General features: G+C 26.3%; 12 protein-coding genes. 3 read left to right on the top strand and 9 right to left on the bottom strand.

Annotated elements, in window-relative coordinates:
• Window positions 1-45: 45 nt before the first annotated feature.
• Window positions 46-2,280, bottom strand: coding sequence for an N-acetylmuramoyl-L-alanine amidase (locus tag SFBM_RS01265; protein ID WP_007445792.1), 2,235 nt, complete (start codon window positions 2,278-2,280; stop codon window positions 46-48).
• Window positions 2,281-2,370: 90 nt separating this feature from the next.
• Complete coding sequence (locus tag SFBM_RS01260; protein ID WP_005807287.1) at window positions 2,371-4,026, bottom strand: glutamine--tRNA ligase/YqeY domain fusion protein; 1,656 nt, start codon at window positions 4,024-4,026, stop codon at window positions 2,371-2,373.
• A 117-nt stretch (window positions 4,027-4,143) separates the two neighbouring features.
• Between SFBM_RS01260 and SFBM_RS01255 the strand changes: the two genes are divergently transcribed.
• Window positions 4,144-4,731: a hypothetical protein gene (locus SFBM_RS01255; RefSeq protein WP_005807289.1), complete on the top strand. Its 588-nt coding sequence runs from the start codon at window positions 4,144-4,146 to the stop codon at window positions 4,729-4,731.
• 12 nt (window positions 4,732-4,743) lie between these two features.
• On the opposite strand, the gene SFBM_RS01250 is transcribed toward SFBM_RS01255, so the two are convergent.
• On the bottom strand, window positions 4,744-5,265 hold the full coding sequence (locus SFBM_RS01250; protein ID WP_005807291.1) for a TetR/AcrR family transcriptional regulator: 522 nt from the start codon (window positions 5,263-5,265) through the stop codon (window positions 4,744-4,746).
• Between the two features lie 362 nt (window positions 5,266-5,627).
• Complete coding sequence (locus tag SFBM_RS01245) at window positions 5,628-6,503, bottom strand: tRNA 2-thiocytidine(32) synthetase TtcA (protein ID WP_005807293.1); 876 nt, start codon at window positions 6,501-6,503, stop codon at window positions 5,628-5,630.
• Window positions 6,504-6,837: 334 nt separating this feature from the next.
• Here SFBM_RS01245 and speD point away from each other — a divergent pair, with 334 nt between their 5' ends.
• Together speD and speE are read left to right on the top strand one after the other, a co-directional pair.
• The gene (speD, locus tag SFBM_RS01240; RefSeq protein ID WP_278214749.1) at window positions 6,838-7,242 is read left to right on the top strand and encodes an adenosylmethionine decarboxylase; all 405 of its coding nucleotides are present in this window, start codon (window positions 6,838-6,840) and stop codon (window positions 7,240-7,242) included.
• 12 nt (window positions 7,243-7,254) lie between these two features.
• Window positions 7,255-8,112 (top strand): polyamine aminopropyltransferase, encoded by an 858-nt coding sequence (gene speE, locus SFBM_RS01235; protein ID WP_005807297.1) that lies wholly within the window; start codon window positions 7,255-7,257, stop codon window positions 8,110-8,112.
• 9 nt (window positions 8,113-8,121) lie between these two features.
• Here the strand turns inward: speE and SFBM_RS01230 are convergent, their stop codons facing one another.
• The 5 genes from SFBM_RS01230 to SFBM_RS01210 all read right to left on the bottom strand — a co-directional run bounded on the left by SFBM_RS01230 (window position 8,122) and on the right by SFBM_RS01210 (window position 14,083).
• A complete protein-coding gene (locus tag SFBM_RS01230; protein WP_005807299.1) occupies window positions 8,122-9,630 on the bottom strand; it encodes a beta-propeller domain-containing protein in 1,509 nt (502 codons plus the stop codon).
• Window positions 9,631-9,655: 25 nt separating this feature from the next.
• Window positions 9,656-10,846, bottom strand: a complete 1,191-nt coding sequence (locus SFBM_RS01225; protein WP_014017823.1) for a hypothetical protein — start codon at window positions 10,844-10,846, stop codon at window positions 9,656-9,658.
• Between the two features lie 156 nt (window positions 10,847-11,002).
• Window positions 11,003-11,395 carry a hypothetical protein gene (locus SFBM_RS01220; protein WP_005807305.1) on the bottom strand — a complete coding sequence of 131 codons (393 nt, stop codon included), beginning with the start codon at window positions 11,393-11,395 and terminating at the stop codon, window positions 11,003-11,005.
• 80 nt (window positions 11,396-11,475) lie between these two features.
• The gene (gene nagB / locus SFBM_RS01215; RefSeq protein WP_014017822.1) at window positions 11,476-12,201 is read right to left on the bottom strand and encodes a glucosamine-6-phosphate deaminase; all 726 of its coding nucleotides are present in this window, start codon (window positions 12,199-12,201) and stop codon (window positions 11,476-11,478) included.
• A 67-nt stretch (window positions 12,202-12,268) separates the two neighbouring features.
• Window positions 12,269-14,083 carry a glycoside hydrolase family 10 protein gene (locus tag SFBM_RS01210; RefSeq protein WP_005807308.1) on the bottom strand — a complete coding sequence of 605 codons (1,815 nt, stop codon included), beginning with the start codon at window positions 14,081-14,083 and terminating at the stop codon, window positions 12,269-12,271.
• Between the last annotated feature and the right edge of the window lie 33 nt (window positions 14,084-14,116).

Below are 14,116 nucleotides of genomic sequence, written 5' to 3'. Positions count from 1 at the left end.
TTCGATAATAAAATAAAGTGGATACTCTTTTAAAGTAACCACTTATTATATTTCTTCAATCCCTAAATAGGATAGTATACTCCTGTATATAGCTTCTGATATATTCCTCTGATAATTATCATCTATTAAATTATTTGATTCATTTTTATTTGTAATAAACCCGCACTCTACTAATACCGAAGGTATAATATTCTCTCTTAATACGACAAAATTCGAAGTTTTAACTCCACGATCAAAGGCATCTGTATTATCAATTAAATTTTTCTGAATCAAATTACATAAATCTTTGCTATCATTTTCCTTAAAATAATAATAAGTCTCAATACCATTTGCATTTTCATTGTCAAAAGCATTTTGATGAATAGAGATAAATATATCCCCACCTAAAAAAGAACATAACTTAACTCTATCACTCAAATCTATTTTAATATCATTTATACGCGTATTTTTTATACTAACCTTATTACTATCCATTAATAAATTACTTGTATAATTACAAATAGATAAATTTATATCCTTCTCTAATATATCTTCTTGAGTTTTAGCTCCAGGTTCATCTCCACCATGACCAGCATCAAGCACCACTATATACTTATCTTTAACCTCAAAGCTAAAATAAAATTTTAAAATATTTTCCCTATTTTTAGAATTACTAACTATCACATTTAATTTATATATCCCACTATCATCTGTAGTAAATGTATACAAGCCATCTTTATCAAAATCTCTTTCTAATACATCGTTTCCATCTTTTTCTAATACAAATTTAAATTCATTATTTTTATTGTAAGACTTTATCATAAATTCTATATTACTATTTATAATTTTAGGTCCATCATCTACAAATCTCTCTTCAATAAGTCCAAATTCATCATTCACAATAAAAGCACAAACAATTCTATTTTCAATAGAATTATAATTCAGTTTAGTTATCGCATAAACTCCATCTTCCTTATTTAAAGTTATATTAGTACTCAATCCATCACTCGGCAATATATCTTTTATATAATTTCCATTTTCCGTATCCAAATCATCATAAGGAAATTTATAAACTAAAATATTTTTAGTATTCTCATATCCTTCGTCTAAAATATTAAACTCTATCTTATTTCCATTCAATTTAGAGGTTATGTTAAAATCACATAAAGTATAATAACTATCAAAAGATTTAAATCTAGGAACAACTGCTTTTGTAGTCATAAGTCCCCTGAGTCTATCAATTTCATCAAAATTTTTGCACAAAAATCCATTTATAAAACTATTATTTCTAGTGGTAGTTATAACATCTAAAATATTATCTTCACCTTGAACAAATACATCAACTAAATGAGTTCTAAATTTTTTCTCCCACCAACACATTATACTCTCTATATCAGAAATCTCACTTATACTATTATCAATCTTTATAACTATATAATTTACATATCCCATTTTACATATATTCAAAGAATCAAAAGCACCCTTATCATAATCAGAATACCCTTCATAATTTATTCCATTAAAATCATCGTTAAATGTTCTCCAAATGTAATTAACCCCGATTCCAAATTTCAATTCACTCTTATAACTTTTAAACTTATCTCCCAAAACTTTTACAAAATCATTTACATTCTGCCTTCTAAAATTTTCCTTTGAAAGTTTATCTTCATTATATGTATTAAAGCTGTAGGAATCATTAAAAGTATACTTATCTATATTTTTAGGATAAATAATACCATCTAAATAAATCCCATCAAACTTATATTTTGTTCCAATGTCTACAATAACATTTATTAAATAATCCCTAACCTCATGAACACCTGGATCTAAGTAGTACATATCATTAAATTTTATAATACAATCCAGTTTATCTTTTATAAACGATTTATCACTTAAAGAAATTAAATACTCTTCCAAATTACCTATCTCAACACCTTTTAAATGAAAATCTGAAAAAGTCCCATGAATGTCTAATGAACGTTTAACTCCCTCTTTCACAATAACTTCCAATGCATTTTTATGTAAATCATTAAATTTACCTGTGATATTTAAATCAATAAACCACGATATATCAACAAATATGGTATTAAATCCACTATCCTTAAAATCGTCGTACGACTGTGTTATGTAATTTCTAAAATCAATTAAATTAAATTCTCCATTTAAATTAATAGCATCTAAACAAAGATATGCACCTCTCATCTCATATTTAATTTCTTTAGCCATTACAATCTTATGTACGAATAAAATCTGAAACAATAAACATAAAAAAAATAAAAGTAGCTTAAAATATTTTTTCAAAACAAATCACCTACAAAAGAAACTAATCATCTTTATATAGTTAACACTTTTTGAAAAACTATTCTTCAATTAAGCTACTTTAAAATAAATTTATTTATTTAGTTTAAATGAACTTTTAAGAGCAGTAATTCTGTTAAATACAAGCTTATCATCCGTTGTATATTTAGGATCTACAGAAAAATATCCATGCCTAAATATTTGATATTTATCATAAGGGATACTACCTTTCGCATTATTTTCAATAAATCCCTCAAATATCTCTAAAGAATCCTCATTTATGTTATCTAAAAAATTATCACTAACAATTTCTTGATCTAAAATAAGAGGTTTAAATAATCTAAATTGAGCTCTCATAGCTGTTGTTGAATCAACAAAATGAATCGTACCCTTAACCTTTCTTCCCGTAAATCCACTTCCGCTTTTAGTCTCAGGATCATAAGTACAATGAAGTTCTAAAATCTTACCATTTTCATCTTTTATAACATCATTACACTTTATAAAATAAGCACCCTTAAGCCTAACTTCATTTCCTTTAAACAATCTAAAATATTTAGAAGGAGGATTTTCCATAAAATCATCTCTATCTATATATATATACTTTGAAAATGTTATTCTTCTAGTACCCATAGACTCATCATCTTTATTATTTTCTATAACCAATTCCTCAACTTTTCCCTCTTCATAATTTGTAATAACAACTTTAATTGGATCGATAACTGCCATTATTCTTGCACACTTAGGATTTAAGTCTTCCCTTAAAAAATACTCAAGCATTTGATAATCAACCAAACTATTAGCCTTTGATACACCTATGGCACGACAAAAATTTCTTATTGATTCAGGAGTAAACCCTCTTCTTCTAAATCCCGATATCGTAGGCATACGCGGATCATCCCAACCATCCACAACATTATTATCAACTAAAGCTTTTAGTTTCCTTTTACTCATAACAGTATTTGTAAGATTAAGTCTTGCAAACTCTATTTGTCTTGGTATATTTTCCATCTCACACTCACGAACAAACCAATCATAAAGTGGTCTATGATCCTCAAATTCAAGGGTACATATCGAATAAGTAATACCTTCAATAGCATCCTCAATAGGATGGGCAAAATCATACATAGGATAAACACACCACTTATCACCCGTATTATGGTGAATCGCATGAGAAATTCTATATATTATAGGGTCTCTCATATTAATATTGCTAGAAGACATATCTATTTTTGCCCTTAATACCTTCTCTCCATCTTTAAATTCTCCATTCCTCATCCTATAAAATAAATCTAAATTTTCCTCAACCGATCTATTCCTATATGGAGATTCAACTCCAGGTTCTTGGAGAGTTCCTCTATATTTTTTGATCTCTTCTCCATTTAAATCACAAACATATGCTAATCCTTTTTTTATAAGTAGTATCGCCTTATCGTACATAATTTCAAAGTAATCAGATGCAAAAATTATCTTATCCCACTTATAACCAAGCCATTCAACATCCCTTTTTATTGATTCAACATATTCCATATCCTCTTTAATAGGATTTGTATCATCAAACCTTAAATTGGTATTTCCATTAAATTCAGACGCTAAAGAAAAGTTTATCTCTAAAGACTTAGCATGACCTATATGTAAATAACCATTTGGTTCTGGTGGAAACCTAGTTATTATTGAATCATTTTTCCCATTTTTAATATCATCAATTATGATATTCCTAATAAAATTTGATACTCTGTTCTCATTAATCATACAAAATCCTTTCTAACCCCTATTTTTCTTATTTATTTAACTATAGCATATTTAAAATCTTTAGTGTACAATTCTAGTATTAAAAATATGCACAAGTATATAAAGGAGATTTATAGTGTGATTACCAAAAAAATTTTCAAATTGACATCATTTGAATTAATAAATTTAGTATTATCAATACTAACATTAGTATTATCGTTAATATCAACCAAATATGATCTAATTTATGGCGGAGGATCATTATTAATTGCATCGATTATCTCGATACTATTTATTAAAATATTACCAATTGATTTCAATAAATTTGAAATCAATATACTCCAATTTCATATTTTTATTTCCATATTCTTGGGAACTACTTTAAACTTCTACTCAATATTACCAGAATTTGATTTTTATCTACACTTATTCTTTGGATTTGTATGTTCTATACTTTCAATACCAATCATAAGGTATTTTTGCAATAAATCAAACCTAAAAATAAGTAATTTAAAAATGGGTTTTATAATCCTTATAATATTTGGATTCGCAGCATCATGTGGAATGTTATGGGAAATATATGAATTTTCAGTAGATAAACTACTTCTACTAAACACTCAAAATAATAGCTTACTTGATACAATGACAGATATAATAGCAAATACAATAGGAAGTATTGCTTTTTGCATAATATATCTATTTAAACACAAAGAACAGGCAAGATAATGCCTGTTCTTTTTATTTTTCATAATACAAAAATAAATTACAAATAAACTTAATATTATCCTCATCGCTAAACTCATAAGAATCTATAAATAATATTACAGACATAAACAAAGATAATACTATCCTTCTTGCTATATCCCTGTATTTTTCATTTATAATTTTAACAATAATACCTTCAACATCAGTTATAATTGCATCATACAACTTATTAACATTAGCAGCTTTCTCAATAGGTATACTCTTAAATGTTAATCCAAACCCTTTATTATTCTTAATATAATAATATATTTCCCTAATAAAACTAGCTAAATCTTCTTTCCTTTTTAAAGTCTCCAAAAATAAATTCCAACTATTACTTATAACCTCACAAAATATCTCTTCCTTATTTTCATAGTAATTATAAAATGTTCCTACTGCCATTTTACACTTTTGAGCAATAGTTTTTATATCTACTCCTGAGTATCCATTTACAAGAAATAAATTCTTAACTCTTTCACAAATTTCCTTTTTATCACATAGAACCGATTTTGGCATCTAAATTTTAAAACTATTTATAAAAATAGTTATCTCCTTCCTTGTAAAAATAAAAAGTCATAATTAAAACTTACCTTAACATTAATTAAACATGTTTAACTAACCTATAATAATATAAAACTATAGATATTAAATCCCCATAAAATCAATCTATATATCATTATATAATTAATTTCTAATTTTATAAATAGATTTATGAATTTTTAAAAATTTATTTAATTTATTTTTTGAATTTACAAATTATTTCAATCTCTAATATATTGCAATACTTAATAATAAACATACACCTTATTATATAATAACATTAGAATAAATTTAAATGAAATTATTATTAAAAATAATACAAATTTTTAGTTTCTACTTTATTTTTTACCATACCTATCTAAATAAGAAATATTTTTACCATCTTTAATCCACCCAAGTATAGAGTCCATATTTACATTTTGAGCTGCTGCAAATATAGATTTATCTACATGCTTATAACTTTTCTTCATATTAGATATCAAATCTTTTATTTCATATCTTTTACTACCTATACGCTTAGCTGATACCATACAAGCACAGTTAAGTGCCATCAAACCAGAATTTTTTATAAATGTAATTATAGATTGCTCCTCTATATAGTACATTGGTCTAATTAATTCTATATCTTTAAAATTATCCGCTTCTAACTTTGGTAACATCGTCTTAAAATTACCCGAGTAAAACACATTTAAAAGTGTTGTTTCTATTACATCATTAAAATGATGTCCAAGTGCAAGTTTATTACAATTAAGTTCCTTAGCCTTTGCATATAAGAACCCTCTTCTCATACGTGCACACATATAACATGGATAATCTCTTGCTATCTTATCCACAACAGTAAACACATCTGAATCAAATATCTTAAGTGGTATCTCTAAATGTCTACAATTTTCTTCCAATAAAATACGTATATGTTTGTGATATCCAGGGTCCATTGTTATAAACTCTAACTCAAAATTATTTCTACCATGTCTCTTAAGCTCTTGAAATAATTTTGCAAGTAGAAGCGAATCTTTTCCTCCAGATATAGCAATCGCAATTCTATCTCCATCTTCTACCAAATTATAATCATTTATCGCTTTCGTAAATTTAGTCCATATTCTTTTTCTATACCTCTTTATGATACTCTGCTCAATTTCCTTAACACTTTTCTTCGCTCCAATCGGCATATGACTCTCACAGTGAGAAACTATACTACCTCTATCATCATTCATATTAAACTTTCTCCCTATGCTATAATGTTTTAAATGTAAAAATAATAAATTATATATAATGAAAATAAATTCACTAACTTTGTAACAAATAGTTTATTTTTTTATTGACTATGAAATAAATTTATTATATATTTTAAGTTAGATATATTGCAAGTTAAAGTTTAATATATTGTCATTTCTAAATAATTTATATAAGTCATTATTGTATTTAATTGAGCTTAATTAGATATTATAGTGGCTTAAATTTTTATGATATAAAGTTTAATTATACTAAACTTTATATATTTATTAAGTAAACTTTTGTATCTCTGAGGGAGGGTGTAAAGTGCATACTATTAATGCATTAGGTCGTCATATTTTAGTTGAATATTATAATTGTAATAATGAAATTTTAAAAGATCCAAAACTTATTGAGACTTACATGAAAGAATCTGCTATTAAAATGGGGGCTACAATAGTTGAAAGTTGCTTTCATCATTTTAACCCTTATGGCGTAAGTGGCGCAGTTATAATCTCTGAGTCTCACTTAACAATCCATACATGGCCTGAATATGGTTATGCAGCTGTTGATTTGTTTACTTGTGGAACTATAGATCCATGGGTTGGTTTTGATTATTTAGAAAAAAAGCTCTTAGCTGATATAAGCGAATCTACAGAAATTCCTAGAGGCCTTACTCAAAAGATAGCCAAACATGGAAATTTTAATGCTGATACTATATTCCATAAACCTAATGCTTAGGAGGTTTTTATAATGACTTGGTTCACAGAAAAATACGATGATGATGTTAAAATATCATATAAAATCGATAAACATCTTTGTCACAAAAAAAGTAAATTTCAAACTATAGACGTTTATAATAATAAATTATTTGGGAATTATTTAGTTATCGATGATATAATGATGATAACTGAAAAAGACGAGTTTATATACCACGAAATGATAGTTCATACTCCAATGGCTAGTAATCCTAATATTAAAGATGTTCTTGTTATTGGGGCTGGTGATGGTGGCACAGTTAGAGAACTATGTAGATATAAAAATATTAGTTCTATTACCATGGTTGAAATAGATGAAGAAGTTGTAAATGTTTCTCTTGAATTCTTCCCAAATGTTTCTCAATCACTTAAAAGAGATTCTAGGGTTAATTTGTTATTTCAAGATGGAATAACATTCGTTGAAAATTCTAACGATAAATCATACGACTTAATAATAGTCGATTCAACAGACCCAATAGGACCTGGTGAAGGATTATTTAGTTTAAATTTCTACAATAATTGCTATAGAATTCTAAAAGATGATGGTATTCTTGTAAATCAAAGTGAGAGTCCTTATTATCCATTTAATATAAAAGAACTTAAAAGATCCGCATCAAAAATTAATAAAATTTTCCCAATACTTAAATATTATCAATCATTCATTCCAACTTACCCATCTGGTCATTGGTTATTTGGATTTGCATCGAAATCTATAAATCCAATAAATGATGATATTTCTAAATGGAATTCAAATAATATCAAAACAAATTATTATAATACTAAACTCCATAAAGCAAGTTTTGTTTTACCAAACTATGTTCAAAACATAATAAATGAAGGTAAAAATAATTAGAGGAAACAATTATCTTGTTTCCTCTTTTTTGAATGTATATTCTCCTAATAATTTCCCATCTAAATCAAAAACTTCAAAGTAGTCATCTGAAAATATAAATATACTATCTTTATGTATACTTATACCCTCTATACTCTTATCTTTAAATAAGTTATCATTGGATTCTATTATAAATTTTAAACCAATACCCTCTTTGTCATCCAAATCAAAAACATATACACCTGTAAATAATTTATCACAGTTAGGAATTAAAATATCTGAATTAACTTCCATAGCAGTATTTATATCCATATCTATACTATTATCACCCATATCTAATGTAAATGCTAATAGGTTTTTATCCTTAGAAAATAACATCTTCCCTTCATCTAAAAATTCTGATAAATAAGCTTCCTTCCCCTTTATAAAATACTCATCAAATATTTTAGGGCTATTCTTATCTGAAACATCTATTAAATTAATTTTTATACCTGTGTTTTTAATTACCTCAAATACTTTATCACTTTGCATATTTTTATATGTATCTGCTCTATGCTCATTACCAACAACTACGAACTTATCATCACTCAATTTATATATATAATTAAAAGAAGATGTCAATTTTATACTACCCATATAGTTTGGATTGCTGTAATTTAAATTATAAATTGAAAAATATCCATCCTTTAAAAATCCAGATATATAACATAATTCTCCATCAAAATACACACTATTTATATTTTTATTGTCAAGTATAACATCTATAAAATTTACATAAGTAAAATCTCTATCTAAAATATATACTTTATTTTTTGAATTTTCACATGTTGCAAGTACTCTTAAATTACCATCATACTTATGTATAAATTTATCATTGTATATAATCCCATCAAATGAAATTTTGTTTATATATTTAAACTCACTTCTATTTATATTAAATTTATGTATCGTTGTAAAATATCTATCAATCATATCATCATTACAAATAACATATAGATCGTTTTCTGATAAGTATATAAAATTAATTTCTCCACCTTCAAAACAATCTATATTTAAATCTACCTCTGTTTTATTTAAATCTATAGAAACAATCTGAATATTACTCTCTGTTTGTTGAATTACTAAATAAATACTCCCATTATCATCATATTTAAATAAATACTCATATCCTTCAAGTTTAAAATCATTCATTTTAATAGGATTTTTTTTATCATAAATATCATACACACATATCTTTATATAAGATTTGTCTTCATCATTTTCAATTCCACTAATAAATAATCTATTATTATAAACATAGATCTTACTATTTTTCATTTTATATTCATCTAATCTATAATCAAAATACATATCTTCATAATTATTTATCTTTATAATCTCTATACCATCTTCAGATAACCTATAAACATACTCATCATCCATAGTATAAATATTATGTTCTCTAACATTATTTTCTTCACAAGCATAAGTGGCATTTAAAGGAATTACAGATATTATAAAAATAATACTAAAGATAAGCCATATCTTAAATATCTTCATTTATCCACTTCCCTAAACTAAAAACTTAATCAATTAAAATTTCTATATCAGAATTTTCTTCATTTAAACTTATACTAAGAAGATTTTCTTCTAATTTATTATTGATCGTTCTATACCTTATTAAAAGTTCATAGTCACCAAAAGGTATATCTTCTATCATAAGATTGCCTTCACTATTTAAATTAAATACTCTATCTTCATTATTATACAAATAATCATCAGCTCCATTTAATCTTATCATAGCATCTTTTATAACATTATTATCTGGATCTAAACTCCTTAACGTTATCGCTCCAACATTTTGCTTCTCTATTCCAAAAAATACTTCCTCAGAACTATTACCACTTAAATCAACAACTCGAACTTTTATATGCTCAGTATTTTCAAGTAGTCCTTCATCATCTTGAACATAAAAATACCCATTTTCATCTATATATGATTTATAAGTCTTTCCATCAAAACTAACTACAACCTCACAATTAGCTTCACCATTTCCATAAACAAAACTATTAATACAATCAACATTTGTTATACTAGGTCTATCTGGTGATATAACATCTTCCACACTTTTTTCAATCATATTGGAATAATTATTAAAATAATCATATGAAATCAATCTTAACTTATCAACATTTCTTAAAGAATCTCCAACCTCTATTTCAAAATTCCCATCATTTGATATGTATCCTAAAAATTCCCTATCACCAATAAGTAATTTTACAATAGAATTTGGCTCACCACTACCACTAACCATAATATCTGAATTATTAACTAATCCATTAATCTTTGGATCAATAGGAGGTAGTATATCGTGAACGACTAAAGATAAATTAGATAACTCATTATCTAGATAATCACACACCTTAACACGTATTTGATCAACATCAACAAGTAACCCTTCTTCAACCAAAACAACAAAGTTTCCTTCATCATCAGTATTTGAAACATACTCAACATTATTTATGTTAAACTTTACTATAGAATTTTTAAATGTTTTACCACTTATTACATTCTTATCATTAGTTATTCTATCAACTAATATATCACTGTATATATCCTTAACCTCATCTAACTCTTTAAATATAAAATTTCCTGACTCTTCTAATGATTCATTATTAAAAACCTCTACAGCTTTTGCTCCTATAACCGTCTTTAGACTAAATGTCAAAATTAACAATAACGATACAGTAATCTTATTTAAACTCAAATTACTCATAGTTATTCCTCCAAATCTGAATTTTTTATAATATATATTTTTTCATTCATTTCATCTTAATTCTATTTTGCTCAAATTTTAGTAATTTATGAGTAAGCATTTATTTTTTTTGTTAAAATAAACTAAAAAATAAAAATAGGTAGTTAAAAAACTACCTTACATAACTAGCTCAAGTATCTTTGAATACATTCCTTTTAAGTTTATAACCCAATCAAAAATCTCTCTAAACTTATCCTCACATATATCGAATTCACTAACTACTTTAGAAATTATCGATTTCTCATTCTCTGTATAATTGTTATCTGCAAGAGCTACATATATAAGCTCGAGCAATATGCAATTTTTAATCTTATCACTACTTAAACTCAACTCACTTATAATCTCATTAGGAGTTCCCTGTATTCTCTCAAGCTCTCTACCGCTCTCAAGCTTAAAACCTTCGAGCATAGTCTTCTCTTCCCCTGTTATAATACCATCACTCTCAATTAAATGAAGAGATAAAGCATAAAATAAATCTCTTTCTCTATCTGTAAATAATGATAAAAACATTTTTAAACCCCCAACAAATATTGTATATGTTAATTATTTACATTTTTAAAAAGTTTAAACCTATTTTAATTAAAATAAATCTAAAGCTTTTCTGATAGAGCTTCATCAATAATTATAGTTACATCATTATGAGCCTTTAATAAGGTACATGGAACCTTAGTTGTAATAAAATCATTACTTAAAAGTTCTCTAATTGCATTAGCTTTTTCACTTCCAAAAGCCAATAAAATTATCTTTTTAGATTTTAGTATATCCCCTATTCCAAGGCTTAAAGCTTTCTTAGGAACCTCATCTATATTAGAAAAATATCTAGAATTTGCTCTTATGGTATCCTCATTTAAATCAACAATACTGGCACTTGCATTTAAACACTCCCCTGGTTCATTAAATGCAATATGACCATTTCTACCAACCCCTAGTAACTGTATATCCGTTCCACCATTTCCATCTATTATCTCTTTAATATTTAAAAGTTCCCTATCTATGTCCCCAGTTGTAATCGGAACATATGTATTTTCCTTATTTATATTAACATGATTAAAAAAGTGATCATCCATATACCTTCTATAACTTTGAGGATGATCCCCCCCTATTCCAACATACTCATCTAAATTAATAGTTTTAACATTTGATAAATCTATCTTTCCATTTTTAAACTCTTCAACAATATATTTATATACACCCTCTGCTGTTCCACCTGTTGCCAATCCAAGCAATGCATTTTTATTATCTCTTACTACAGAACATATTATATCACTTGCTTTCTTGCATGCTTCATCCGAATTTTTAACTACTATAGTTTTCATTTTATCCCTCCATATATCTTTAATGATTCAATTTATATTTTATCATGTATTTATAAATTATTCTCTATTAAATTCCAAATGTATATTTAACTCCACTACTCTCAATACCAGATTCATCTTGAACAGTTACAACAAAAATCTTAATACTATCTTTCAAATTATCAATTACAATATGCTGGGATTCCTTAGTATAATCTCTGCCATAAATTCCTAATATATTCTTGCTATCTTTTAAATCAATCTTATCTTCACTCTCAAAACCATATACTATATAAAATTTGCTATCATTTGATATCTTATCTTTGAAAAATAAATAATGTTTATTCTCATCACTTCTTAATACACGAAGATCTGAAACTTCGAATGTAGTTTTAAAATCAAGCCAAGGCTTGCTGGGTACAATAGCCTTAAACTTAAGTATATCTCTCTCCAATAAATTTATATATTTTCTATATACTCCTTCCCTTTTATCTGGGAAATCTAATCTCTTATATAAATCCTTAATACTAAAAAAAACACTACCTAATATTTCATCATAATTGGAATTAAATTTAATTTGATTAATTATCTCATAAGGATTATTCCAATTTTTATCACCCTTTACTTCTCTTACACAATAATTCCCATGACCTATATACAATTGACACCTTTTATTTTTAACAGCCTCACTCCAAAAATTTATAAGTTCTTCATATGGTGCCTCATCTTTACCAAAGGTCCAATATATCTGGGGGATTACATAATCTATAAAATTATTATTTATCCATCTCAATGTATCTACATAAATATCTCTATAACTAGATAATGATCCATGTGGAGTATTAGATCCATTTAATAAATTTCCAGTCTTCACTCCATCTTTAATTTCTTCACCTTTATGTGCATATATGCCAAAAGGAGATACTCCCCACTGAACAGATTTACCATTCATGTAATTATGGTGATTTATTATAGATGAAATCTCTTTTATTAAAATACTTATATTATCTCTTCTCCAGTCCTTTATATCAGTTATTCCTCTATTATTTTCATTGAATGTTTTTAAATCTTCATTCATATCTCCGAATTTATAATTAACGCCCTTTATATTTTGAGATCCATAAGGATAGAAATAATCATCAAAATGTATTCCATCAACATCATACTTAGTTATAAATTCATGAATCGTGTTTTTAACAAACTCAATAACCTCATATCTTCCTGGATCTAAAAACAATTTACCCTGAAATAAATAAACCAAATCCTTATTAAGCCTTGCAAAATTATTTTTATGTAAAGTCTCTAATATCTCCTCTTTTGTATTATTAATAAGAGGATCTTTCGTAACCCTATAAGGATTAAACCATGCATGAAACTCAATTCCTCTTTTTCTAGTTTCATTAATTGCATACTTTAAAAAATCCTTTCCCTCACTTATATAAGAAGGTGACTTACCCTGCTCTCCTGAGAGATACTTAGACCACGGCCTAAAAGATGATTCATAAAAAGCATCAAGTTCTGGGCTTACCTGGAAAAAAATTGCATTCAAATTAAGCTCCTTAACTCTATTAAGCATAAAATCAAATTCATCCTTAAGTTCATCAAAAGTCATATCTCTTCTGCTTGGAAAATTTATGTTAGATATAGTAGCTATCCAAGTTCCCCTAAACATCTCCTTATTTGAATCATATATCTTCTTTAGTTTTATCTTCTTACCATCAACCATTATAGGAGATTTTTTATCATAAATCACATCACCATTTTCATTTATCTGATCAAACCTATAAAGAATTTCCTCTAAAGAATCATCTATCACCATACCATCATTTGCATAGACCTTATGACTCATAATTCCAAATAAGATCGTAAAAAATAATAAAAACTTAATTATAATCTTATCCATAACATCTCCTAATCATTAACTAAAATTTTTATT

The sequence above is a fragment of the Candidatus Arthromitus sp. SFB-mouse-Japan genome (assembly GCF_000270205.1).
GTDB lineage: Bacteria > Bacillota > Clostridia > Clostridiales > Clostridiaceae > Dwaynesavagella.
This window is presented reverse-complemented; position numbering and strand designations above follow the sequence as displayed.